A 23,768-nucleotide genomic window follows, 5' to 3' on the forward strand; every position below is an offset into this window, starting at 1 on the left:
ACATGCCTAAGACACCACATTATGACGCGCCGAGCGTGATGGACCAGGGCTCGATCTGGATACTGGTGGCCGCCCCCTCGATCTGGGCGGCGCATTTCCTTGTCAGCTATTGGGTGGCGGCGGTCTACTGCGCCAAGTCGACCACGGGCGCGCTGGGCGGGTTGATGGAGCCGCGCTGGATCGCGGTCTGGCTGGGCCTTGCCTGCATCGCTGTGATCGCCTGGCTGGGGGTGATCGCGGTGCGGCGCTACGGCGGGGTGTTCGTGATCTTCGAGGAGATCACCGAAAGCTCGGAACGCGGGCGCGACAAGTTCATCGGCCACGTGGCACTGTTGCTGTGCGTGCTGTCGGTGGTGGCCATCGTGTTCACCATCATTCCCGGACTGGTGTTCAACGAATGCTGAGGGCGCTGGGGCTGATCCTGCTTGCTGTCCTGTGGCTGTCGCCTCTGCCAGAGCTGGCTGCCGGGTCGATGGTCCTGCACATGGTGTTGCATCTGGGCGTGACGGCGGTGGTGCCTGCGCTGCTGATGCCGACGCTGCCGGTGCGTGCGGTGGGGGCCGTCTGGCTGCTGCTGGGCGCGCTGGTGGAAATGCTGGTGGTCTGGGCCTGGCACCTGCCTGCGCTGCACCTGTGGGGGCGGCTGACGACGGTGGGCTTTGTCTTTGAACAGGCGAGCTTTTTCGCCGCCGGGATGCTGCTCTGGGCCGTGGTGCGCGCGGCGGGGGCCTTTGGTGGCGCGGTGGTCTTGATGGCGACAACGATGCATATGACCCTGCTGGGCGCGCTGATCGGGCTGTCGCCCCGGCCTTTGTGGGGAGAGATCTGCGCTGGACATCTGGGGATGACGGCGCTTCAGGAACAACAGCTTGCGGGCGTGCTGATGGCTGGCGGTGGTGGGGCGCTGTACCTTGTGGCGGCGCTGACACGGCTGGGCCACGCGGTGCGCGGGCAGCAGGAGGAATGGGCATGAGGCGTTGGATCTTGGGCGGGCTGGCCGGTGTGGCCGTGGCCGGCGGGGCGTTTGTCTTCTTTGCGCCGTACAACATTGCCGCCTCGCAGGCGCATTTGCCCGGTGTGGGCGAAACGCTGCACCTGTACTTGCGCAGCGCGGTGAAAGCGCGGTCCGGCGCGATTGAGGTGCCGGACCATGTGGATCTGTCCGACGACGGCTTGGCGCGGCTTGGCGCAGGGCATTTCGCCACGGGCTGTGCCACCTGTCACGGGGCGCCGGGCATTCCGCGCAATCCGGTGGTGGAGGGGATGCAGCCTATGCCGCCAAAGCTGACGTCGGACGAATGGACGGAGAAGGATTTCTACTGGATCGCGCGACACGGGTTCAAATACACCGGGATGCCCGCCTGGCCGGGCGAAGGGCGGGACGACGAACCTTGGGCTTTGGCCGCCTTTCTGGCGCGCTATGACAGCTATGATGCGGCGAGTTATGCGGAGGCGGCCTTTGGCGCGCCGGATGCATGGCAGGCGGGGGCCGTGCGCTTTGGCGAGCCGTCCAATGCCGTGGCGCAGGAGCACGCCTGCGTGCGCTGCCATGGCGACGACGGGCTGGGCCGCGACGGCACCGCGCCCAAGCTGGCGGGCCAGTCAGAGGAATGGCTGGCGCTGGTGTTGGACGCCTATGCCGAGGGCCACCGCGAGAGCGGATTTATGGAACCTCTGGCTGCCGGTCTGCGGCCACAGACACGGGCGCAGATCGCCGCGCGCTATGCCGGGATGCAGGCGACGTGGGACGGCGAGGTGCTGCCTGTGGGCGACGCCGCCCGTGGCGAGGTGCTGGCCCAGCAGGGTGACGAACATTTCGACATTGCCAGCTGTGCTTCTTGCCACGAGGGCGCCGGGGCGGACGGCCTGTCGCCCAAGCGTGCGGACACGCCGCGCATCGCCGGGCAGGACGGCTATTGGCTGGTGAACTGGCTGACCATGTATCGCGACGGGCCGCAGCCCACGACACCGCGCGCCCATCTGATGTCGGCGGCGGCAAAGCCGCTCACCGACGAGGATATCCGCGATATCGCTGCCTATTACGCCGGGCGCTGAGGCGAGGCTTCGGCCTTGGCCTTGGGGCGTTTGACGTTGGCGGAGGTCGGCGCGGTCAGGGTCTTTGCGGGCGCGCGCTGCCAGAGGAATTTCACGTCCGGCAGCCCTTCGTCATTGGACGAGCCGTCGGTTTCCTCGATCAGCTCGAACCCCTCGCGCCGATAGAACCGCTGCGCATCGGTGTTGGTCTGAAAGGTCCAGAGTTCCAGCCTGTCCTGCGCCGCCTTGGCATCGTCCAGCAAGGCGGCGCCGACCCCGCGCCCCTGTTCCGCCTCGGCGATGAAAAGGCAGTGGATGTAGCTGTCTTCGCGCGCGATGAACCCGGCGGTCTGGTGATCCAGCTCCGCCACCGTGATCCAGCCTTTGTCGATCATCTGTCCGGCGTGGGCGATGTCCTCGACCGAATTGTGCAGGCGCGGCTTCCACTTGGCGGCCAGTGTGGCCTGCGTGATGATGTCACCCAACCGCCCGGCGTCGAGGGGATTTGCAGGGCGCAGCCGGATCTCTTTCGACGGATCAGGTGCCGCGCCGGTGGGGTTGGGGTTGGTGGGGATCTCCTGTGGCGGGGTCTGTGGCCTGGGATCAGAAATCCCCGGTGTCTCCATGGGACGCTCCTGCGGCGGCAGGTCCGGGTTGGGCGCATCGGGCACTTCGATCGGGGCGTCCGGCTGGGTTGGCACGTCGTCGGGCATCTCGTGGCCGGGGCCGCGCGGCAGATCGTCGGGCACCTCTGGCGGGGTCTGGCCGGGCATGTCCGGGGCCGGGGTGCCGGGCACCTCTTGCGGCATGTCGGGGGGCGTTTCCACCGGGGCCTCGGGCTGCGGATCGTTGGGGCGCGGCACGTCGGGGCCGGGGGTGGTCGGTGTGAAGGGGTCAGGCTTGGTCACAGGCGGTCTCCGATCAGGAATTGCGCGGCGCGGTCGAGCCTGATGTGCGGTGGACCTTCGCCGGGTTTCAGGGTCAGCCGCGCGGGCGCAAAGGACATGACGGAGTAATCCTGATCGAGCCAGGCGTCCGTCCCTGCGCGCGCGGCGCTCAGCAGGTGGTTGGGGTCTTCGGGTAGATCTCCGGGATAAAACGCCGCTTGTTTGCCGCTGTCCATCAGAGTGCCACGCACGCAGGGCAGGGTGGTCCCCTGATGAGAGATCATCTCTTCGGTGGTGGCGCGCAGGGCGGCTAGCGACATGGCAGCGGTTTCCGCCCCGGCAAAGCGCGCGCGGTCGCGGGCGTCACGGGTCAGCGCCTCCATGATGGCGGTCAGCTTGCCGTGCTGGGTGTGGTGCAGGTGGTCGGCCTTTGTCGCGGCAAACAGGATCTTGTCGATGCGTTTGCCCAGAAAGATCTGCGACAGGAACGACGAGGTGCCGGGACGAAAGGCAGTGAGAATGTCGGCCAGCGTCTGGCGCAGATCCTCCACCGCGCGGGGTCCGGCATTGATCGCCCCAAGCGCATCCACCAGCACGATCTGCCGATCGAGGCGGGAAAAGTGGTCCTGAAAGAACGGCTTTATCACGCGCGATTTGTACGCATCGAAGCGACGCTCGAACTCCCGATACAGCGTGCCGCGCGCCGGTTTGTCCACGGGGGGCAGAGGGGCGAATGTCAGCACGGGCGAGCCGGCCAGATCACCGGGCAACAAAAAGCGCCCCGGCGAGCAGTCGGAGAACCCCTCGGCCCGCGCGGCGTGCAACGCGGTGGTGTAGGCGGCGGCCATGCGTTGCGCCACCGGCTCGTCAAGCTTGGCGGTGGCGGCGTCGGTCGTGGCCATGGGCAGGAAATGATCGGGGTCGGGACGGTGCGCCATGCGGGTCAGCATCGCCTGCGACCATGCGTCGTAGGATTTGTCCATCATCCCGAGGTCGAGCAGCCATTCGCCGGGGTAATCCACGATGTCCAGATGCAGGGTGCGCGGCCCTTGCAGGCCTGACAGCAGGCCGGAGGGGCGCACCTTCAGCGACAGGCGCAGCTCTGACACGGCGCGGGTGCTGTCGGGCCAATGCGGCGTCGCCCCCATCAGTGCGCCGAGGTGGGTTTCGTAGTCAAAGCGCGGCAGGGTGTCGTCCGGTTGCGGCTGTAGAAAGGCCGTCAGAATGCGCGCCTCGCTTTGCGCCACCAGTCCGGGCATCCGCCCACGGTCCATCAGATTGGCCACCAGCGACGTGATGAACACGGTCTTGCCCGCCCGCGACAGGCCGGTCACGCCCAGCCGCAGGGTCGGCTCGAAAAATGTCTCGGAAATCGTGTTTCCGGCGCTTTCGACGGTGCGGGTGAGGCTGTCTGCGATGCTGGTCAGGACCATTGGGAGCCTTTGTTGTCTGCTCAGGTGTTAACTTAGGGCGTCGAGGGCGGGCCTGCCAGTGGTTGCGGCTCTGGACCCGGGCGTTCGTGAGCGCTATTGCGCAGGCCATGCCCAGATACGCGCTTCTTATCGAATATGACGGACGGCCCTTTGCAGGCTGGCAACGGCAGGCGGACCAACCCTCGGTGCAGCAAAGCATCGAGGAGGCGCTTGGGCGGCTGGAGCCGCGCGCCCATACCATCGGCGGGGCCGGGCGCACCGACGCCGGGGTTCATGCGCGCGGGCAGGTGGCCCATTGCGACATGGTAAAGGACTGGGAGCCGTTCCGCCTGTCGGAGGCGCTGAACTTTCATCTCAAGCCCGCGCCGGTGGCGATCCGGGCCTGTGTGCAGGTGGCGGACGACTGGCACGCGCGGTTTTCGGCCAATGAACGGCGCTACCTGTTTCGCCTGCTGACGCGGCGGGCGCCCAGCACGCTCGAGGCGGGGCAGGTCTGGCGGGTCAATCACGCGCTGGACGTGGACGCAATGCGCGAGGGCGCGGCTCATTTGATCGGCCTACATGACTTCACGACCTTTCGATCCGTGATGTGTCAGGCGAAATCCCCGGTCAAGACATTGGACGCGCTGGATATTGATGTGGTCGACGGGCTGGCGGGACCGGAGGTGCAGTTTCGCCTGCGCGCCCGGTCGTTCCTGCACAATCAGGTGCGGTCCTTTGTCGGCACGCTGGAGCGCGTCGGGGCGGGCACCTGGGCCCCTGACCGGGTGCGCACGGCGCTGGAAGCCCGTGACCGCGCCGCCTGCGGGCCGGTGTGCCCGCCCGATGGGCTGTATCTGACCGGCGTGGGCTATCCGGACGATCCTTTCCCTGACGCCTAACCCGGTTTTAACCCTGTCGCGGGCAAGATCCGCGTGATGAGCCTCTTGCGTCTTCCGAGCCTTTTGCTGCCTGCGCTGATCCCCTCGTGGCGGTTCTTTCGGGCCATCGCGCCCTCACCACGTGTGGAGCTGCGCGTGAACGGCGGGCCGTGGCAGGAGGTGGCCGTGGCGCCGGCGCATCTGTCGCTTGGTCAGATGCTGTTGCGGCTGATCTGGAACCCGCAGCGCACTGCCGCGCTGTATCTGGTGTCGCTGTCGGAACGCATCGTCGAGCAAGGATCACACCGCGCGGAGGCCGAGCTGCTGGAGCGGCTCGCGCGCGACTATGGGCGCGAACACCGGCTGGAGGCGCGGCTGACCTTTGTCACACGCGGCGCGGCGGGGCTGGAGAGTGAGGTGCTGTATGAAAGTGCGCCCTTCACCGGCGGGCGCGGCTGATGGACTTCCTGCTTGCCTTGCGCCTGACAGAGGTGATGATGGCGCTGGCTTTGGCGCAGCAAAGCCTTGAGCAGATCGCCATCGACCGTCGCGATACGCCCTGGCTGCTGGCACGATTGGCGCTCTGCGTCGCGCTGTTGGTGGGGCAGGGGGGGGCGGTCTTTGGGCTGTTTGCCTTGGGCCTTTATGCGCTGCACCGGTACGATGGCCCTTTCAATGGCGGCAGCGACAAGATGAGCCTGCTGATCCTCGCGTGTCTGAGCGTGGCGGAGGCCGCGCCGACGGTCTTCTGGGCAGAGATGGCCTTTGGCTACCTCGGGGTGCAATTGGTGCTGTCCTATGTGATCTCCGGTCAGGTGAAGCTGGCGAACCCTGCATGGCGAAGGGGTGACGCCTTGCGCGATGTGTTCCTTTATTCCGCCTACCCGGTGAGCGAAGATTTGCGGCGGCTGGCGGACCGACGGCTGGTGACGTTCTGGGGCGGCTGGGTGGTGATGGGGGTGGAGGCGGCGTTTCCTGTGTTTCTGCTGCATCCGCTCGCGTTGCTGGCTGGCCTGTTGCTGGCGGCTGCCTTTCATCTGGCGAATGCGATGCTTTTCGGGTTGCACCGGTTCTTCTGGATCTGGCTGTGCGCCTACCCGTCGCTGATCTGGTTGCAGGGGCGATTGGCGGGAGCCTGGACTGCGGGGTGAGCGGCGTGTGCCGGCTTGTCCGGGCGTCGGTTGCATGGGAAGGTCACGGCAAAGGAGGCCTGACCATGTTCGACACGCTGACCGAGGTGGATCTCACCGCCTCCCGCGCCTTGCGCCATACGCTGCACCGCGCGCCTGAACTGTCCGGGCAGGAGGGCACCACCGCCGGATTGATCGCCGCGCGCATGCGCGCGTTGGGCGCGGAGGTGGTCACGGGGCTGGGCGGCACCGGCGTTGCGGCGATCTTTGGGGACGGCGCTGACGGGCTGATGATCCGCTGTGAACTGGACGCCTTGCCCATCGACGAGACCGGCACGCCAGATTGGCAATCGCAGGTGCCGGGGGTCGCTCATTTGTGCGGCCACGATGGGCACATGGCGATTCTGGACGCTGTGGCGCAGCGCCTGGCGCAGGCAACGCCCAGGACCCGCGTGATCTTGCTGTTCCAGCCCGCCGAAGAAACCGGGGCAGGGGCCGCTGCGGTGCTGGCCGACCCTCGGTTTGCTGCGCTTGGGGCCAGGATGGCCATCAGCCTGCACAATATGCCGGGGCTGCCGTTGGGGGCTGTGGGCTTGCGCGCCGGGCCGATGAACTGCGCCTCACGCGGGTTGAAAATCACGCTCACCGGACGCACGGCCCATGCCAGCGCCCCGGAAACGGGCTTGTCACCGGGCACGGCCCTGGCCGCGCTGATCCCGGCCTTGAGCAGGTTGAGCCGCGATGTGCCCACCGAAGATCCGGCCTTTCGGCTTGCCACGGTAACCCATGCGCGGCTGGGGGAGCCGACCTTTGGCGTATCCCCCGGAACGGCGGAACTGCGCGTGACCCTGCGCAGCTTGCTCGACGATCAGATGGCGGCGTTGGAGGCCGAGGCCCGCGCCCTGATCGTTGATGCGGCCGGCCCGTTGTCCGTCGACATCACGGTGCACGAGGCCTTTGGCCATTGCGTGAACCACCCCGAGGCAGTGGCCCTGTTGGAGCAGTCGGTTGCTGGAATGGCACGCACGGAACAGGGGTTGCCCATGCGCGCTTCCGAGGATTTCGGGCGCTACGGCGCGGTTTTGCCCTCCGCCATGTTCTTGCTCGGATCGGGCGAAAGCTGCCCGCCGCTGCACGCGCCGGATTACGATTTCCCCGATCAGCTGATTGCGGTCGGGGCGCAGATTTTCCTGCGGGCCGTCGACCAATGGGCGCGCGATCTACGCCCTCAGGCGTGAAAATCGCTTGATCTTTGTCGCGCAGCCCGCCATGACACCGCCATGACCAAAGCGACCCAAATCCGACGAGCCTGAACGCTCTTCCCCGTCTCCGCCACCGTTGCGGAGCAGTCGCTATTGTCTAAACCCCAATCTTCACAACTTGACAGGTCCCCGGTGCCTTGCCACCAATCGGCCTTCCACCCTGCGCCCCTGCCATCGCAAGCGCACCACGCGAGGATAATTTCATGACCTCTTCTGTCCTGCCGACGTACAACCGCGCGCCGCTTCATTTTGTGAAGGGCGAAGGCGTATGGCTGATCGAGGAGGATGGGCGCCGATTCATGGACCTCGGCTCCGGCATCGCGGTGAACGCGCTGGGCCACGCGAACCCCGATCTGGTGCAGGCACTGACCGATCAGGCAAACAAGCTGTGGCACGTGTCCAACCTCTACGAGATCCCGCAACAAGAGGCGCTGGCCACCGCGCTGACCGATAACACTTTTGCGGACCGGGTGTTTTTTACCAACTCCGGCACCGAAGCCTGCGAGCTGGCGGTCAAGATGGCGCGCAAATACTGGTACGACAAAGGCCAGCCCGAGAAGGTTGAGATCATCACTTTCTCCGGGTCGTTCCATGGCCGGTCCACCGCAGCCATCGCCGCCTCGGGCGCGGAAAAGATGGTGAAGGGCTTCGGCCCTGTGCTCGACGGGTTTGTGCATGTGCCATGGGGCGACCACGACGCGTTCAAGGCGGCGATTACCGAGAATACAGCGGCGGTGCTGATCGAGCCGGTGCAGGGCGAGGGCGGTATTCGCCCGCTGCCGGACCAATGTCTGAAAGGCCTTCGCGAGATTTGCGACGAAAAGGGCATCTTGCTGGTGCTCGACGAGGTGCAATGCGGTGTCGGTCGGACGGGTAAGCTTTTTGCCCACGAATGGGCAGGCATCACCCCGGACATCATGATGGTGGCCAAGGGCATCGGCGGCGGCTTCCCGCTGGGCGCTGTGCTTGCCACAGAAGACGCGGGGTCCGGCATGGTCGCAGGCACGCATGGCTCGACCTATGGCGGCAACCCTCTGGGCTGCGCTGTGGGCAAGGCCGTGCTGGACCGCGTGACCGATCCCGCGTTTCTGGATGCCGTGAATGCCCGCGCGGGGCTTCTGCGTCAAAAGCTCGAAGGGCTGGTGGCCACGCATCCGCAGGTTTTCGAAGGCGTCCGTGGCGTGGGTCTGATGCTGGGGCTGAAGGTCAAGGTCGCCCCCGCGGATCTGGTTCAGGCCGGTTACGCCAGCGAGGTCATCACCGTGCCTGCGGCAGACAACATCGTACGTTTGCTGCCACCGCTCAACATCACCGAAGATGAAATCACCGAGGCCATCGCACGCCTCGATCGCGCGGCCGCGACCCTCGCATCCTGACATACACCGCAAGGACGCGCCTGTGCGTCTTTGCTTTCTCAAATATTTACGGGAGGTCGGGGGCAAAGCCCCCGTCACGCCAGCCAGACAAAAAGAGCCGATCCGATGAACCATTTCCTCGATATCCATAAAACTGACAAAGACGCCCTGCGGGGCATTATCGACAGCGCCAGAACCATCAAGGACGCCCGCAAGGGCCAGCCCAAGGCGGCGCTCGACGCGGATTTGCCGCTGAAAGACCGCATGGTCGCGCTGATCTTTGAAAAGCCGTCGACCCGGACGCGGACCTCGTTCGATGTGGGCGTGCGGCAGATGGGCGGGCAGACCATGGTTCTGTCCGGTTCCGACATGCAGCTGGGACATGGCGAAACCATTGCCGACACGGCGCGCGTCATGAGCCGCTACGTGGACATGATCATGATCCGCACGTTCGATGAATCCGTGCTGGAGGAGATGGCGGAATATGCCTCCGTTCCGGTCATCAACGGCCTGACCGACCGCACGCACCCTTGCCAGATCATGGCCGACATCCTGACGTTCGAGGAGCACCGTGGTCCCATCGCGGGCAAGAAAGTCGTCTGGTGTGGCGACGGCAACAATGTCTGCGCGTCCTTCCTGCACGCAGCGGGGCAGTTTGGCTTCGATCTGACCTTCTCCGGCCCGGTGCAACTGGACCCTGAGCCGGAATTCGTCGGTTGGGCTCGCAACCAGGGCGTCAATGTAGAGATCGAGCGTGACCCGGCCAAGGCGGTCGATGGCGCGGATCTGATCGTTGCGGACACATGGGTCTCCATGCACGACGCCCAGTCCGCGCGGGAGCGGCGGCACAACATGCTGCGCCCCTATCAGGTGAACCGTGATTTGATGAACCACGCCAAACCCGATGCGCTGTTCATGCATTGCCTGCCTGCGCACCGCGAGGAAGAAGTCACCTCCGACGTGATGGACGGCCCGAACTCGGTGATCTGGGACGAGGCCGAGAACCGTCTGCACGCGCAGAAGGCGATCATGAAATACTGTCTCGAAGGGTGAGACCCTCTGGCAGGTCGGGTTTGAGCCCGGCCTGCGCGGCGTTGCGCGGTCAGTATACGGCCTGCGTCAGCCAGTAGATCGTGCCCGCCCAAAAGGCCGGCACCACTGTCCCAACCAGCGCCCAGATCACAGGGCGCGCCGGGTGCTCCTCCTCCCATTGGCGCGCGCCGCGATAGGGGACGAAGGGCGCCGGAGCCGTCTGTCGGACCGGGCTTTCGGGATCTTGTGCGATCGCCGCCATGGCCGCTTGATCCAGGAAAGAGTCGGTGAGCACTGTTCGGGACATTTTGGCCTCCTGTCTCGGTGTCCGTTGCCGAGATCGTGCCAAAGAGCGGTTAATTTTCCGTGTTTTGTTTCCGACCGTGACGTTTGCGCCACGCCACAGGGCGGGCCGCTAGTACAGGCGTTCCGCGGCCCAGACGATTGTCGCGGTCCAGCAGGCGGGCACGAGGACCAGCACGGCACCCCACACCAAAAGCGACGCGTTAGCGGTGCGGTCATCCGGCCGCAGCGTGGCCGCAGCGGCCCTGTATGGCTGAGAGTTGAAGCGCGGCACGGGGCGGTGCTGTCGCGACAGCGGAGATTCGGGGGCAAGCATGATCGACGTCCTTGTACCGGGAGATTTTCGGCACACTGCGGCGCGTCTGTTAACGCAGCGCGAGTCGATGCGGGCAAAAGCGGGGCGTTTTCGGGCCTGCGCGGTTCTCTGCGCGAAAGCGAGCGTTATTTGCGCGGTTTGGCACGCAGGGTTGGATCGGCTTCTGTCGGGTCTTCGGGCCAGGGGTGTTTGGGGTATTGCGCGCGCATGTCCTTGCGCACATCGGCATAGGACCCGGCCCAGAAGCCCGGCAGGTCCATGGTTGTCTGCACTGGACGCCGCGCGGGGCTGAGCAGCGTGACCTTCAGCGGCGTGCGCCCGACCAGAGGGTGGGTTTTCTGGCCGAACATTTCTTGCAGGCGCAGGCTGATTTCTGGCGCGTCGCCGCTGTAGTCGATGGGGATCTGGCGGCCCAGCGGGGTCGTGAAATGCGCAGGCACCGCGGCGTCCAGCGCCTGCATCTCGCCCCAGTCCAGCCGGGCGCGCAGGGCGTTGAGCAAATCAAACCGTTTCCAGTCATCCCGTGTCTTCACGCCGTCCAGGAAGGGGAGCAGCCAGTCTTCGATGCTGTCGAGCAGAGCCTCTGCCGTCATGTCCGGCAGCGCGTGCCCCGCGTCGCGGGCCAGTTCCACACGCGCAACAAAACGGCGGTCCTTGTCCGTCAGGCTGAGACCCAGATCGCGCACCCCGTCCAGCATGGCACGGGCAATGGCGTCGGAGGGGGCGTCCTTCCAGATGCGATCATCCAGAGCGATGGCACCGAGCCGCTCTTGTTGGCGGGCCACCACGCGGCGCTCGCGTTTGGACCACTCGCAGCTGTCGATCCATGCGATCTGATCGGCGAAGAGCGCGCGCACCTCGGACAGGGAAATGGCCACCGCTTGCCGAATGCGCGCCTCTCGCGGATTGCCGTCGGTGTCGGTCACGACGATGAGACGCTGGTTGGCGAGCGGGTCGGTCTCGATCATCACCGCGCCCTTGCCGCCAGACAACTGAAAGCGTGGCGCGTCCCCCTTGCGCCGCAGGCCGATGCGGTCCGGGTAGGCAAGCGCGGCCATCTCGGCGGCGCTGTACGGTGTTTTGCCAGCCTGCTCAGGCAGATCAGACGTTATCCTCGTGTTCTTTGACAGGCGGCGCGCTTCGGTCCGGATGCGTTCCAGCGCGGGCCTGTGGATGGAATAGGGTTTTTCAGCAGCGAAGCGCTTGGGGTCTTCCAGCGCGTCCAGGCGCAATGTCAGATCTGTGGGCGCACCTGTGAGCGGATCGCGTTCGGACAACAAAGCGGCGAGCGTAGCGGCATTTTTCCCCGAAACCTGTAGCATATGGGCAAGGCGTGGGTGCAGTGGATATGTGGATAACTTCCGCCCGTGCGGGGTGATCCGGCCATGATCGTCCAGCGCGCCCAGCATCGTCAGCAAGCCAACGGCCTCTCCATAAGCGCCCTCGGGCGGTTGGGTCAGGAAGGGCAGAGCGGTGGGCTGTGCGCCCCACAGCGCCAGCTCCAACGCCAGCGCGGAGAGGTCGGCGGCCTCTATTTCCGCGGGTGGGAAAAGGCTTAGCGCGCCCTCCTCACCCTTCGTCCAGAGCTTGTAGGCGGTGCCCGGAGCGACACGGCCCGCGCGCCCGGCACGCTGTGTGGCCTCGGCGCGGGTGACCTTTTCCGTCACGAGCCGCGACATGCCGGAGCCGGGATCGAAGCGCGCGCGCCGGGCGCGTCCGCCATCGACCACGACGCGGATGTCCTCGATGGTGAGCGAGGTTTCCGCGATGGAGGTGGCGAGCACAAGCTTGCGGCCTTCGGTTTCGGGACGGATGGCGGCGCGCTGGTCCTTCAGGTCCATGGCTCCGAACAGGGGACGGATGTGGGTGCTGGCGGGCAGGCGTTTCTTCAGCGCGGCTTCGGCACGCCGGATCTCGCCCTCGCCGGGGAGGAAGGCCAGGAGGCCGCCCGTCGTTTCGTCGTGCGCCTGCGTGATGAGGTCGGCCATTGCGTCATCGAACCGGGATCGTTTCGGAAGGGGGGCGGGCAGCCAGCGCGGCTCCACCGGGAAAGCGCGGCCCTCTGACGTCACGATGGGGGCGTCCATCAACGCCGCCACGGGGGCTGCGTCCAGCGTGGCGGACATGGCCAGCAGGATCAGGTCATCCCGCAGCGCCCCGGTGATTTCGAGGCAGAGCGCCAGCCCCAGATCGGCGTTCAGCGAGCGTTCGTGAAACTCGTCAAAGAGCACCGCGCCGACACCGGCCAGCTCTGGGTCGGACTGGATCATGCGGGTGAGGATGCCCTCCGTGACGACTTCGATCCGGGTGTGTTGGGAGACCTTGGAGTCCCCCCGGATGCGGTAGCCGACGGTTTGACCGGGCGCTTCCCCCAGGTGTTCTGCCAGCCGCTGGGCGGCGGCGCGGGCAGCCAGGCGGCGCGGTTCCAGCATGATGATGCGGCCCTGTGTCACGCCGGCCTCCAGCATGGCGAGCGGCACGCGGGTGGTCTTGCCCGCACCCGGCGGGGCCTGCAGCACGGCGCGGCCACGGCTGCGCAGCGCGTCCAGCAGTGCGGGGAGGGCGTCGTCGATGGGGAGGCGGGCCTGTGTCATGTGTCGCGATGTAGCGACGAGGGGGAGGTTTGGCCAGCGTTGCGCCGTTTGAGGTATTTCCTAAGGATAGACGCCTTGGCGATATCGGCTCCGTTGCGCAGTTGCAGGCTGAGGGATTGGGACCGCGTTCCTCTTGGTTCTGTAACCTTTCACGGCGCGCCTTCTGACGGAGAGGAGAGCACGCAGCGGGGCTACGGCTGCCCTCGGAACGATCCGGCGTCGTGATATGGTGTCCGGGTCAAGCGCGGTCAAAGCGCCTTTTGTCGCGTGCGGAGGGTGGGCTTTGACCTGTGGTGGTCTGCGGGAATGCCCATCGGCGGGGCAGCGTCGTCGGCGCTTGTGCGGCTGGACTTTTGCGCGAAGGCGCGGGATGAAAGCGGTATGGATATGGATGATCTCAGGGACCGCCTGCTGGCGGGGGAACGCCGCGCGCTGGCCCGTGCCATCACGTTGGTGGAATCGGGGCGCGCGGACCATCGGGCGCAGACGTTGCAATTGTTGGAAGGGCTGAAGGGGCCGGTGGCCATGGCCGACAAGCCCGCGCTGCGCATTGGCTTGTCAGGCACGCCAGGCGTGGGGAAATCCACTTTTATCGAGGCGTTCGGCATGATGTTGACCGCTCAGGGACTGAAGGTGGCGGTGCTGGCGGTGGACCCGTCTTCGGCGCGCTCTGGCGGGTCGATCCTGGGCGACAAGACGCGGATGGAGCGGCTGTCCCGGGACAAGAACGCCTTTATCCGGCCATCCCCCTCGCAAAGCCATCTGGGTGGTGTGGCGCGGCGCACGCGGGAGGCGATTGATCTGTGCGAGGCCGCGGGCTTTGACGTCATCTTGATCGAGACCGTGGGCGTCGGCCAGTCGGAAACTATGGTGGCCGAAATGTGCGACCTGTTCATGTTGTTGCTGGCGCCGGCGGGTGGCGACGAGTTGCAGGGCGTCAAGCGTGGCATCATGGAGATGGCGGACATTCTGTTGATCAACAAGGCGGATGGCGAACTGAAGCGGCAGGCGGTGCGGACCTGTGCGGATTACGCCGGGGCCTTGCGGCTGCTGCGCAAGCGTCCCCAGGATCCCGAAGGCTTTCCGAAGGCGCTGACAGTGTCGGCGGTGGAAGAAGACGGGCTGGAAAAGGCCTGGGAAGAGATGAAAACGCTGGCTGAATGGCGGCGCGAGACGGGGCATTTCGCCGGGCGGCGCGCGGAACAGGCGCGGTTCTGGTTCGAAGCCGAAGTGCGCGACGGGTTGCTGGCCCGCTTGCGGGCGCCGTCTGCGCGTCAGGCGATGTCTGCGCTTGCGCAAAAGGTGGCCGAGGGCAAGCTGTCGCCCGGGAATGCAGCGCAGACTATGCTTGCAGATCATTTGCAGACATGAGGCCGCACGCCGTGTTCGAGGGGCGTGCCTGCGGGCGACGGCTTTTCGGCCCCGGCGGCGCAAGCTTTTGGTGACGTTTCGGCAGCAGGTCGGACAGCCGGGGGCAATTCCACGACGCGCGCCCTGTCATGGGGGTTCTGCGCGCGGGCTTTGCCCATCTTCATCTTCAGTCGCGCGAGAACGACTGGTTCATCAATGCCGACACCGAAGCGCTGGAGGAACAGCTGGCGCACTTTGTCAGCCGGTACGATTAGGTCGTGGCCATGGGATTTTCCATGGGCGGCTACGGGGCATTGCGGTTCGCCTTGGTGCTCAAGGTACAGCGCATGCTGGGGATCTCGCCTCAGGTGTTCATTGATCGGTCTTTGGGTGTGTGGGGCAAACGCTATCACGCGGAGGCGCAGGGCTGGGATGGTTGCCTTGGGGCATTGGCGGGCCGTGGCACGAATGTGCGCGGCGCGGTGCTGGTCGACCCCTTCAAGCCGCTCGATCTGCGAGCTCTATCCGCAGTTCACGCGGGTTATGTTGCCCAACGGCGGCCATCCGGCCACGCGGGCCACGAGGGCGGGCGGACGATTCGATCGGCTCAAAACCGAATTGGCTGAGGGGCTGGCGGATCCAAGAGCCATCGGGCGTGTGCATCGCGCGGTGCGGCACCGGTCTGAAAGCTACTGGCAACACCTTGCACAACAGCCAAGATGGCGTAATAGAGAGGCTCTGGCGGTGCGCGCAGACGCGCGGGCACAAGCAGTGTCGCAAGGGACTTGACGATTCCCCCGGTTCTGCCTAGAAGCCGTCGATACGAGATTCCGGGCGCCCCCCGAACACAAACGGGCGGCGCCTTTTGATATTGGAACGGCGTGGGCATTGCCTTGGCCGACTAAGATGAGGACGAAGCGATGTCGCGTGTTTGCGAACTGACCGGTAAGGGCCCGATGGTTGGCAACAATGTCAGCCACGCCAACAACAAAACCAAGCGGCGTTACCTGCCGAACCTGAACGATGTGACCCTGCAGTCCGAGACTCTCGGCCGTGGGATCAAGCTGCGCATCTCTGCGCATGCGCTGCGTTCAGTGGACCACCGCGGTGGTTTGGACAAGTTTCTGGCGAAAGCGAAAGACATTGAACTGTCTGACCGCGCTTTGAAGGTCAAAAAAGAAATCTCCAAGGCTCAGACTGCAGCCTGAGTTTTGTTACAGATTTTGCGACAGCCCCGGTCAGAGATGGCCGGGGCTGATTGCATTTCGGGAATGACAGAGCTGTGCGGCATAGGTATATCCGGCGCATGTTCGTGATGCGCTTCCCCTTGGCAGTCTTGCTGTCGTTGACGCTGGTGGTGACCAGCGTGTCGGCGGGCATTGCGCGCGGACAAGCGACACCAGTCGGGACGGTTGAACTGTGTCGCGGCTTAACGACCGTGTCGGTGCAGGTCGATGCCGACGGCGTTCCCGTCACACATGTGCATCTCTGCCCCGATGGGGTGATGACGCTGGTGTCGGATTTGTCCGACGGCCACGTTTTGCTTGTGCCGCTCGCGGTCTGGGCGCGCGATCGTCCTGTCAGCGTGGTGACTGTGCGATCGGGCCGCGATGTGCCGCGCGCAACCGCGCGGGGGCCGCCTCTTTCCGTTTGATTCTCAAAGATAATCGAACAATTGAAAAGGAAAGAGACATGTTGAAATCCCTCCTGAGCAGCGCCGTTGCGCTGACGCTCGCCTTGCCCGCATTTGCCGATATTTCGGTGGCCGACCCCTATGCCCGCGCGGCAGGCCCAACTGCCAAGGCCGGCGCGGCCTTCATGGTCATCGAAAACACCGGAGACAGCGATGACCGACTGGTCGGTGCGGCGTCCGACATCGCCGCCCGTGTCGAGCTGCACACCCACAAAGACATGGGCGAAGGCGTGATGCGAATGATGCAGGTTGAAGAAGGCTTTGCCGTACCGGCGGGTGGCACACACGCGCTGGCCCGCGGCGGCGACCATGTGATGTTTATGGGGCTGAAGCGTCCGATGAACCAAGGGGACATGGTGACGGTCACGCTGACTTTCGAGAAAGCGGGCGACATCGAGATCGACGTACCGGTCGATCTGGAGCGCCAGCCGGACACCGAGATGCAGCATGATAGCGCGGATCATGGCGATGGTATGAAGATGGATCACTAATCCGAAAGGGCGGGGCTTCGGCCCCGCTTTTACCTTTGAAGCAGATCTGAAACCCATTTCGGCAGTGTGTCTGTCGCCGGACCGATCCGGCGGGCGTGAAATTGGGGGGAGGTGGCTTCCATGTTCAACTCGATCGTCTGTGCCCCTATATCTTGTGCCAGTTGCGCGAACCCCGCGGCTGGGTAAACTCGGCCAGAGGTGCCGATGCTGGCGAAGAGGGTGCAGGTTTCGAGGTGCGTCAGGATGTCATCCATGCAGTAGGGCATTTCGCCGAACCAGACGATATCGGGGCGCACGGTCTGCCTGCCGCACGCGGGGCAGGGCGTCGTTTGGTGCATGTCGCCCGTAAAAGCCCAGCGATTTTCGCAATGAAAACAAAGCGCTGAGGCTAGGGCGCCGTGCATGTGGATGGGCTGGGCGCCGGCCTTTTCGAGGAGGTCATCGACGTTTTGCGTGATGAGGATGACCTCGCCGGGATGATTTTGCTGGAGATCGGCAAGTGCATAGTGGGCCGCATTGGGGTGGGCCGCGGCGGCTTGGGCGCGCCTTTTGTTATAGAAATCAAGCACTAAGGCGGGGTCTTTTGAGAAGGCGTCAGGGGTGGCGACGTCTTCGATACGGTGCTGCGCCCAAAGGCCACCCTCGTCGCGAAAGGTTGACAGGCCCGATTCCGCGCTGAGCCCCGCGCCGGTGAGGATGACGATTTTATCGTGTTCTGACATAGGGTTGGTGGCCTTGAGAAATTACTGTCGGGGGCGTAGGGTCAGGTATGACCCAGCGTATCCTCTTTGTCTGCCTTGGCAATATTTGTCGCTCACCTTCTGCGGAAGGGGTGGTGAAACGTAAAGCGGCGCAGAGGGGCGTTAACCTTGACTTGGACAGCGCCGGAACCGGGGCCTACCACGTTGGAGAGCCGCCCTATGCTGCGATGCAAAGCGCCGCGATTTCAAGAGGGTACGACCTGTCCAACCTGCGCGCACGGCAGGTGACGCGCACGGATTTCGCCGCGTTTGACCTGCTGGTGGCAATGGACGCGGATAATCTGGCACATCTGGAGCGGATACGACCCCAGGGCGGGGCGGAGGTGGTGCTGTTCACCGATTACGCGCCCGACTGCGGAACGGATGCGGTGCCGGACCCGTATTATACGCGCGATTTCGATGGCACGCTGGATCTGATCGAGCGCTGCGCTGAGGGGCTGCTGGACGCCCTGGAGGCTGCGCCCCGGTAGCCTGTCTTATCATCTTGTAAATGGCCCGCCTGTGGGGCGCTGAGGGGGTCCTCCGGCGGGAGTGTGACGCCGGGTTGAGGCGGCGTGCGCTGGATTAACCGAGGTTGCGCAAGAATTTCTTAAGGTGAGTCCCGACCGGTTCGACGAAGAAAAGCGGTCGGTTGGTAACCTTTGCGCTGATTGAGGACCGTGGGGCCCCGGATGCGCGCGCAGAATCGGAGAAAACCATGATCGGAAACATCAAAGCCATGAGCATCACGGAGTTCCGCGCCACGGCGGCAGAGCAGCTGCGCTGGGTCGAGGAGAGCGGCGAGCAGATCTGGCTGAAACGCCGGGGCCGCGTGGTGTCGGCGGTGGTGCCGCTCTACCAGCTCAAGGTGCTGGACGCGCTGCTGGCGACCTCTGTGGAGGAAAAGGCACGGGGGATGCAGGCGGAGTACAAGGCCCACGCGCTGGCAAAGAAGATCCAGGCGCGGGAGGAACTTGCCCGGCTGGAGCGCGGGCTGGACTGCGGCGGGGGCCTGCGAACCCGAATGCTGCGGCGGCAGTTGGAGGTGGGGCGGGACCCTTGGGAGAGGGATGGGGTGTTGGTGGTGGTTTGAGGTGCCGACGTAGCGCTTTGATGGAGGGACTTTTTATCAGTGACTTGAAATATCGCTGCTTACAACCTCACAGTGCGCTTTAACCGCATCCAAGATATGATCTGCTAAAGGAGTGAGTAACGGCGAGAGTTGGCTTGCTCCCCAAACTTCTCCGTGCGCGGCGGCATGTCTTAGGGCCACCGCAGGTCGAAGGATTGAAGCGGTTTCACCTTGAATAAACCGGTCCCACTCGGCGCTAAGGTTATTACCTAGCGAGTTTCGGATTTTGCTAGCGGGGGTATTCTCCAAGGTATACCTAAGAAGAGAAGTCTGTTGAAATTCGGTATGTAATATATCCGGTCCAAGCTGGTGCCATTCTCGACCAAACACTTTGCAATACTGTTCCAGAGCAGCAACGGACAAAGTGAGTTTAATCAGGTTCGAGTAGCTCTCGGCAACAGCCTCGGAAAACCCGTCAAATGTTCCTCCAGAAAACGCATCGGCCTTCCTCCACTGTCGCGAGGCATGGTCGAGGTGCTGTACCCAAAATTCAAAGCCGTTGTTTCTGATCTCTAAGCTAAACACCTCATTTGCTCGAAGAGAGTTTTCTGAGGATATGCAGGCAGCTATTTGCAGTAGAGTAAAATGAAGCGGTGCTGATGTGTTGCCAGAAAGTGGTTTAATATTTCTAGTCAATAATCTATTTCTTTTCTCATTGATCGCCTAAGCCGCCTCTTCTCCACCATGCCCGGCCAACAGCGCAGGCACCGAGATATCCTCGTCCAGCGCTTCCCAGTGCAGGCCAAAGGGGCTGACCTCTACCGCCGACAGTTGCTCGGGGCTGGCCGACAAGAGGCGGGGGAACCACGTCAGGGGCACGCCCAACGTGCGGCCGTCCGAGAGGGAGACCCACATGTTCGCCTCGTCGAAGCGGACGTCAGTGGCCGAAGTGGTCATGCCATGCTTCCTCGATCAATACGGCGTTGTCGGAGACCAGCGCCGCGATTTGCCTCAACGTGCGGGCGTCAAACCCGTGGCTGCGTGAGAGCGCAACGGGAGACACCCAGAACTTTGCCTCGGCGCCGTTCCGCATGACGTGGATGTGCACGGGTTCGCGGGGATCGCCTTCGTTCGAGTAGAAGAAGAACCGGAACCCGTTGAGGCGGAAGACCGTCGGCATAAGGGGAAGATAGCACGCGATAAGACGTTTGTCATCTTAGGCGTTTGTGGCGGGTAAGGCGCCCGGAATGGAGGGGGGTGGGCACGCGGAACCTGGCTGCGCCAGAACCCGCTTTCGCCCCGTCGCGGTTGCGCTCCGCTTCACGGTGCGGCTACGCGAAGTGCTTTGCACGTTCGCTGCCAGCCGCCAACACTTGTCCGGGCAAGCCCGGAAAGTGCTTAATCGTCCATCTTGAGTGCGGAGATAAACGCTTCCTGCGGGATCTCGACCTTGCCGAACTGGCGCATTTTCTTTTTACCGGCCTTCTGCTTCTCCAGCAGTTTCTTCTTTCGCGTGGCGTCGCCGCCGTAGCACTTGGCCGTCACGTCCTTGCGCATGGCCGACAGGGTCTCTCGGGCGATGACCTTGCCGCCGATGGCCGCCTGAATCGGGATCTTGAACATGTGGCGCGGGATCAGGTCCTTGAGCTTTTCGCACATGGCGCGGCCGCGCATGTCGGCTCGGTCACGGTGCACCATCATGGAGAGCGCGTCCACCGGCTCGTCGTTCACGAGGATCTGCATCTTGGCGAGGTTGTCCTCGCGGTAGCCGACCAGCTGGTAGTCGAAGGAGGCGTAGCCCTTCGTTACGGATTTGAGCCTGTCGTAGAAGTCGAAGACCACCTCGTTGAGCGGCAGGTCATAGACCACCATGGCGCGGGAGCCGGCGTAGGTGAGGTCAAGCTGGATGCCGCGGCGGTCCTGGCAGAGCTTGAGCACGTCGCCGAGGTATTCATCGGGCACAAGGACGGTGGCCTTGATGCGCGGTTCCTCGATGTGATCGACCTTTGACATGTCGGGCATGTCGGCAGGGTTGTGCAGGTCGACCTTTTCGCCGTCCTTCATGTAGACGTGGTAGATCACGCTCGGCGCGGTGGTGATCAGGTCGATGTTGTATTCGCGCTCGAGGCGGTCGCGGATGACCTCGAGGTGCAGCAGGCCGAGGAAACCGCAGCGGAAGCCAAAGCCGAGGGCGGCGGAGGTTTCCATCTCGTAGGTGAAGGAGGCGTCGTTCAGGGCGAGCTTTTCGATGGCGTCGCGCATGTCCTCGAAATCGTTGGCATCCACGGGGAAGAGGCCGCAGAAGACCACGGGGATCGACGGTTTGAAGCCGGGGAGGGCTTCTGTCGCGCCCTTCTTCTCGGTGGTGATGGTGTCGCCGACGCGGGTGTCGCGGACCTGCTTGATCGAGCCGGTGAAGAAGCCGATCTCGCCGGGGCCGAGTTCCTTGACGTCCTGCATGGCGGGGCGGAACACGCCGAGCTTGTCGACGCCGTATTTGCCACCGGTGCGCATCATCATGATGTTGTCACCCTTGCGGATGGTGCCTTCCATCACGCGGATCAGGACGACGACGCCGAGGTAGGGGTCGTACCACGAGTCCACCAGCATCGCCTTCAGCGGCGCGTTCGGGTCTTTTTCCGGCGGGGCGGGCAGGCGGGTGACGATGGCCTCCAGCACGTCGGGAATGCCGATGCCGGTCTTGGCGGAAATCAGGCACGCGTCAGAGGCGTCGATGCCGATCACATCCTCGATCTGTTCGGCCACGCGCTCTGGCTCGGCCGCCGGAAGGTCGACCTTGTTCAGCACGGGGACGATCTCGTGATCCGCATCGATGGCGGTGTAGACGTTGGCCAGTGTCTGCGCCTCGACCCCCTGGGAGGCGTCGACCACCAGCAAGGACCCTTCGACCGCACGCATGGAGCGGCTGACCTCGTAGGCAAAGTCCACGTGTCCGGGCGTGTCGATCAGGTTCAGGATATAGGTGTTGCCGTCCTTCGCCGGGTATTCGATGCGCACGGTGTTGGCCTTGATCGTGATGCCGCGCTCACGTTCGATGTCCATGGCGTCAAGCATCTGCGCCTTCATGTCCCGTTCCGCGACGGTGCCGGTCAGCTGGATCAGCCGGTCGGCGAGGGTGGATTTCCCGTGGTCGATGTGGGCGACGATGGAAAAGTTGCGGATCAGGTTCTGGGGGGTGCTCATGGCGAAGAAGTCCTTCGGGGAAGGGCTGAGGTTTGATCCGTGCATATGCCGTGGATGGGGAAGGATAGCAAGGGGGTGAGCCCCGGTGCGCCGAAGGTGGCCAAGGCCCCGCGGGTGCCTTTGCGGGTGACCGCGCGGAGAGCCGGGGTTGATATACATGAACGGGGCGGTAATCTGCCCGTCGGGGCAATTTTGCGAGTGGGCCGTGCAGTTTAAAGATGACGACGAATTCGAGGCATGGCTGGAGACGCAAAGCCAAGAGGTCTGCGTCGCGATCGCCACGCGCGCCGCGCTGCGCGTCATGCCCATTCTTTTGGCGTTCGATTTTTGGGAAGATACGAAGAGTGCGCGAGATGTGCAGATACGCTTTGTTCCCTTTCCAGCGCGGTGTAACCTGATTTCGGGTGTTGCGAGCAAATATCCGACTCCCGAAATCAAATTCGCGTCCTCCCTCGCCTCCCCTGACGCGGACGCCGCCGCCGCCCTCCCCTACGCCGCCCCTGACGACGCCGTTGCCAACGCCGCCAACGCCGCCTCCTTCGCAGCTGTCGCCGCCGCTTCCTCTGCCGCCGCCGCTTCCTCTGCCGCCGCCGCTTCCTCTGCCGCCGCCGCTTCCTCTGCCGCCGCCGCTTCCCTCGCCGCCGCCGCCGTCTCCTCCACTGCCTACTCCGCGGCCTCTTCTGCCGCCGCCGCCGACTGTGATTTTTCCGCGCAGGTTATGTTTGCTCAGCCGCTTTGGCACGGGCTTGCGCCACCTGAAGGACTGCGCCAGGACGACCTAGGGCCATCGCTGCTCGATACAGATCCGCGCTTTGACTTTTTCGCCCGGTGGTACGATGGCATCTCCAAGGGCGCGCCGCTGGACTGGTCGCTGCAACAGCGCGTTGTGCTGATCCCGCCGGAAACATGGGACGCCGGCATCGACGCGGTGGCCAAGGCGATTGCCAAGATCGAAGACGACTGGTCCTCTGACCGTAGGGGGGAGACACCTCGTGCGCCGGAGTTCGAGCCAAAGAGCGTTGCGCATCTGTTTGAGCATCCGCGTTCGGTGACGGCGACCTTGTCTTTTGCCACTGCCGCAATCACCGATGGCATGACGCAATTCTGCAATGTGGCGCAGGAAAACCGGTTACCCGAATTTCTCAGTGCGATGGAGGCAATGCCTGCCAGCCTGCAGCGCATCGGGGATATTCTGGCGCGCGGTGAACGCTCCGAGGCCATCGAGCACACATTGTGCGAAGAGATCGGCAAGCTGCAGGCGCGCATCGCAGAGCTTGAGTCGGATTTGTCGAAGGCTCGGGCAGATCTGGAGCTGCGCAAGAAGCCGTGGTTCGGAAAGCTGGCGGCCCTGAGCACCGCAATTGCGGCAATCCCCGGTGTCATCTGGACCGTGTCCGGTGACGAACTGGGGCCGAAGACACGCTGCGAGATGATTTCCGAGTACTGGGCGTTTTTCGGGGGCGATCCATTCGTCTGTGATACGCCTGAGGTTGTTCGGGAGCGCCCAGTCCTACCTCACAGCGTAGACACATGAAGATTGGCGTGACAACCGGCCCTGTGGCTTGTTGGTTTTATTGGTAATCCGATCTTTACCCAAGGTCGCTTAACCTGCCTCCGGATCGGAGGGCTTATGACAGAGATGATGCAGATTGATCCCCCGCAGGGGATTCTTGATGACTTGGTTTCACTCTATGATCGGGACGCGCGTGACGTCGTGGTCGAGGAAGTGGGCAAGCTGCTGGAGGCTTTTCCGGCCTCCTACATGCTGTGGAAGCTGTTCGGCGCGGCGCTGATGTCCGAGGGGTTTCCCGTGCAGGCGGAAATGGCCCTGAAGCAGGCGCTGGACCTGCGGCCGGAGTCCAAGGAGGCGCAGTCCAATTACGCCATCGCGCAGAAGCTTTTGGACGATCTGGTCAAGGCCGAAGATGCGGACACCACGCTCGCGAATTGTTGAAGGTTCTCGCGCCCTCTGCCATGATAGGCGCAGAGGGCAGTTTCGGGTGAGATGGCAA

General features: G+C 64.2%; 28 protein-coding genes. 19 read left to right on the top strand and 9 right to left on the bottom strand.

All coding sequences use genetic code 11. From position 1 onward, the window contains the following. Window positions 1-2: 2 nt before the first annotated feature. Genes GGQ68_RS16340 through GGQ68_RS16350 form a run of 3 tightly spaced genes read left to right on the top strand, consistent with a single transcriptional unit; the run spans window position 3 to window position 2,055 of the window. Entirely contained in the window at window positions 3-404 is a 402-nt protein-coding gene (locus tag GGQ68_RS16340; protein ID WP_183967858.1) for a hypothetical protein, read from the top strand. Then, a complete protein-coding gene (locus GGQ68_RS16345) occupies window positions 398-973 on the top strand; it encodes a cytochrome c oxidase assembly protein (RefSeq protein WP_183967860.1) in 576 nt (191 codons plus the stop codon). Before GGQ68_RS16340 ends, GGQ68_RS16345 begins: the two co-directional genes overlap by 7 nt. Then, window positions 970-2,055 (top strand): c-type cytochrome, encoded by a 1,086-nt coding sequence (locus tag GGQ68_RS16350; RefSeq protein ID WP_183967862.1) that lies wholly within the window; start codon window positions 970-972, stop codon window positions 2,053-2,055. The genes GGQ68_RS16345 and GGQ68_RS16350 overlap by 4 nt, the downstream gene beginning before the upstream one ends. Here the strand turns inward: GGQ68_RS16350 and GGQ68_RS24715 are convergent. Further along, on the bottom strand, window positions 2,040-2,942 hold the full coding sequence (locus tag GGQ68_RS24715; protein WP_343055960.1) for a GNAT family N-acetyltransferase: 903 nt from the start codon (window positions 2,940-2,942) through the stop codon (window positions 2,040-2,042). The genes GGQ68_RS16350 and GGQ68_RS24715 overlap by 16 nt on opposite strands. Beyond that, window positions 2,939-4,354, bottom strand: a complete 1,416-nt coding sequence (locus GGQ68_RS16360) for a YcjX family GTP-binding protein (protein ID WP_183967864.1) — start codon at window positions 4,352-4,354, stop codon at window positions 2,939-2,941. Before GGQ68_RS16360 ends, GGQ68_RS24715 begins: the two co-directional genes overlap by 4 nt. Before the next feature lie 107 nt (window positions 4,355-4,461). Here GGQ68_RS16360 and truA point away from each other — a divergent pair, with 107 nt between their 5' ends. The 6 genes from truA (at window position 4,462) to argF (ending at window position 10,014) form a co-directional block, all read left to right on the top strand. After that, complete coding sequence (gene truA, locus GGQ68_RS16365; RefSeq protein ID WP_183967959.1) at window positions 4,462-5,235, top strand: tRNA pseudouridine(38-40) synthase TruA; 774 nt, start codon at window positions 4,462-4,464, stop codon at window positions 5,233-5,235. A 36-nt stretch (window positions 5,236-5,271) separates the two neighbouring features. Continuing rightward, on the top strand, window positions 5,272-5,673 hold the full coding sequence (locus GGQ68_RS16370; protein WP_183967866.1) for a hypothetical protein: 402 nt from the start codon (window positions 5,272-5,274) through the stop codon (window positions 5,671-5,673). After that, on the top strand, window positions 5,673-6,365 hold the full coding sequence (locus GGQ68_RS16375) for an HTTM domain-containing protein (RefSeq protein ID WP_183967868.1): 693 nt from the start codon (window positions 5,673-5,675) through the stop codon (window positions 6,363-6,365). Before GGQ68_RS16370 ends, GGQ68_RS16375 begins: the two co-directional genes overlap by 1 nt. Before the next feature lie 65 nt (window positions 6,366-6,430). Beyond that, entirely contained in the window at window positions 6,431-7,582 is a 1,152-nt protein-coding gene (locus GGQ68_RS16380; protein WP_183967870.1) for an amidohydrolase, read from the top strand. A gap of 227 nt (window positions 7,583-7,809) precedes the next feature. After that, complete coding sequence (locus tag GGQ68_RS16385; RefSeq protein WP_183967872.1) at window positions 7,810-8,982, top strand: aspartate aminotransferase family protein; 1,173 nt, start codon at window positions 7,810-7,812, stop codon at window positions 8,980-8,982. A 105-nt stretch (window positions 8,983-9,087) separates the two neighbouring features. After that, window positions 9,088-10,014, top strand: a complete 927-nt coding sequence (argF, locus tag GGQ68_RS16390; RefSeq protein WP_183967874.1) for an ornithine carbamoyltransferase — start codon at window positions 9,088-9,090, stop codon at window positions 10,012-10,014. Window positions 10,015-10,063: 49 nt separating this feature from the next. Here the strand turns inward: argF and GGQ68_RS16395 are convergent, their stop codons facing one another. Both GGQ68_RS16395 and hrpB read right to left on the bottom strand, forming a co-directional pair. Further along, window positions 10,064-10,300: a hypothetical protein gene (locus tag GGQ68_RS16395; protein WP_183967875.1), complete on the bottom strand. Its 237-nt coding sequence runs from the start codon at window positions 10,298-10,300 to the stop codon at window positions 10,064-10,066. Between the two features lie 437 nt (window positions 10,301-10,737). Further along, window positions 10,738-13,206 carry an ATP-dependent helicase HrpB gene (gene hrpB, locus GGQ68_RS16400; RefSeq protein ID WP_183967876.1) on the bottom strand — a complete coding sequence of 823 codons (2,469 nt, stop codon included), beginning with the start codon at window positions 13,204-13,206 and terminating at the stop codon, window positions 10,738-10,740. Between the two features lie 381 nt (window positions 13,207-13,587). Here hrpB and meaB point away from each other — a divergent pair, with 381 nt between their 5' ends. The 6 genes from meaB (at window position 13,588) to GGQ68_RS16425 (ending at window position 16,740) form a co-directional block, all read left to right on the top strand. Beyond that, a complete protein-coding gene (meaB, locus tag GGQ68_RS16405) occupies window positions 13,588-14,577 on the top strand; it encodes a methylmalonyl Co-A mutase-associated GTPase MeaB (protein ID WP_183967877.1) in 990 nt (329 codons plus the stop codon). Between the two features lie 128 nt (window positions 14,578-14,705). Beyond that, a complete protein-coding gene (locus GGQ68_RS24610; protein ID WP_281374861.1) occupies window positions 14,706-14,831 on the top strand; it encodes a hypothetical protein in 126 nt (41 codons plus the stop codon). Between the two features lie 9 nt (window positions 14,832-14,840). Next, a complete protein-coding gene (locus GGQ68_RS16410) occupies window positions 14,841-15,182 on the top strand; it encodes a hypothetical protein (RefSeq protein ID WP_183967878.1) in 342 nt (113 codons plus the stop codon). A gap of 294 nt (window positions 15,183-15,476) precedes the next feature. Continuing rightward, a complete protein-coding gene (gene rpmB / locus GGQ68_RS16415; RefSeq protein ID WP_183967879.1) occupies window positions 15,477-15,764 on the top strand; it encodes a 50S ribosomal protein L28 in 288 nt (95 codons plus the stop codon). Window positions 15,765-15,868: 104 nt separating this feature from the next. Further along, a complete protein-coding gene (locus GGQ68_RS16420) occupies window positions 15,869-16,210 on the top strand; it encodes a hypothetical protein (RefSeq protein ID WP_183967881.1) in 342 nt (113 codons plus the stop codon). A 38-nt stretch (window positions 16,211-16,248) separates the two neighbouring features. Beyond that, complete coding sequence (locus tag GGQ68_RS16425; protein WP_183967883.1) at window positions 16,249-16,740, top strand: copper chaperone PCu(A)C; 492 nt, start codon at window positions 16,249-16,251, stop codon at window positions 16,738-16,740. A gap of 29 nt (window positions 16,741-16,769) precedes the next feature. Here the strand turns inward: GGQ68_RS16425 and GGQ68_RS16430 are convergent, their stop codons facing one another. Next, on the bottom strand, window positions 16,770-17,462 hold the full coding sequence (locus GGQ68_RS16430) for an NAD-dependent deacylase (RefSeq protein WP_183967885.1): 693 nt from the start codon (window positions 17,460-17,462) through the stop codon (window positions 16,770-16,772). A gap of 47 nt (window positions 17,463-17,509) precedes the next feature. Here GGQ68_RS16430 and GGQ68_RS16435 point away from each other — a divergent pair, with 47 nt between their 5' ends. Together GGQ68_RS16435 and GGQ68_RS16440 are read left to right on the top strand one after the other, a co-directional pair. Further along, the gene (locus GGQ68_RS16435; protein WP_183967886.1) at window positions 17,510-17,971 is read left to right on the top strand and encodes a low molecular weight protein-tyrosine-phosphatase; all 462 of its coding nucleotides are present in this window, start codon (window positions 17,510-17,512) and stop codon (window positions 17,969-17,971) included. Window positions 17,972-18,198: 227 nt separating this feature from the next. Continuing rightward, a complete protein-coding gene (locus GGQ68_RS16440; RefSeq protein ID WP_183967887.1) occupies window positions 18,199-18,573 on the top strand; it encodes a hypothetical protein in 375 nt (124 codons plus the stop codon). Window positions 18,574-18,609: 36 nt separating this feature from the next. Here the strand turns inward: GGQ68_RS16440 and GGQ68_RS16445 are convergent, their stop codons facing one another. From GGQ68_RS16445 to lepA, 4 genes are all read right to left on the bottom strand, one after another. Then, window positions 18,610-19,248 carry a hypothetical protein gene (locus GGQ68_RS16445; protein ID WP_183967888.1) on the bottom strand — a complete coding sequence of 213 codons (639 nt, stop codon included), beginning with the start codon at window positions 19,246-19,248 and terminating at the stop codon, window positions 18,610-18,612. A 27-nt stretch (window positions 19,249-19,275) separates the two neighbouring features. Further along, on the bottom strand, window positions 19,276-19,509 hold the full coding sequence (locus tag GGQ68_RS16450; protein ID WP_183967889.1) for a DUF2442 domain-containing protein: 234 nt from the start codon (window positions 19,507-19,509) through the stop codon (window positions 19,276-19,278). Further along, a complete protein-coding gene (locus GGQ68_RS16455; RefSeq protein WP_183967890.1) occupies window positions 19,490-19,732 on the bottom strand; it encodes a DUF4160 domain-containing protein in 243 nt (80 codons plus the stop codon). The genes GGQ68_RS16450 and GGQ68_RS16455 overlap by 20 nt, the downstream gene beginning before the upstream one ends. Before the next feature lie 218 nt (window positions 19,733-19,950). Beyond that, window positions 19,951-21,756 (bottom strand): translation elongation factor 4, encoded by a 1,806-nt coding sequence (gene lepA, locus GGQ68_RS16460; RefSeq protein ID WP_183967892.1) that lies wholly within the window; start codon window positions 21,754-21,756, stop codon window positions 19,951-19,953. A gap of 205 nt (window positions 21,757-21,961) precedes the next feature. Between lepA and GGQ68_RS16465 the strand changes: the two genes are divergently transcribed. Next, window positions 21,962-23,290 (top strand): hypothetical protein, encoded by a 1,329-nt coding sequence (locus tag GGQ68_RS16465; protein ID WP_183967894.1) that lies wholly within the window; start codon window positions 21,962-21,964, stop codon window positions 23,288-23,290. A 96-nt stretch (window positions 23,291-23,386) separates the two neighbouring features. Further along, window positions 23,387-23,710, top strand: a complete 324-nt coding sequence (locus GGQ68_RS16470) for a hypothetical protein (RefSeq protein WP_183967896.1) — start codon at window positions 23,387-23,389, stop codon at window positions 23,708-23,710. Window positions 23,711-23,768: the final 58 nt, after the last annotated feature.

It is taken from the genome of Sagittula marina, assembly GCF_014196795.1.
Classification (GTDB): Bacteria; Pseudomonadota; Alphaproteobacteria; order Rhodobacterales; family Rhodobacteraceae; genus Sagittula; species Sagittula marina.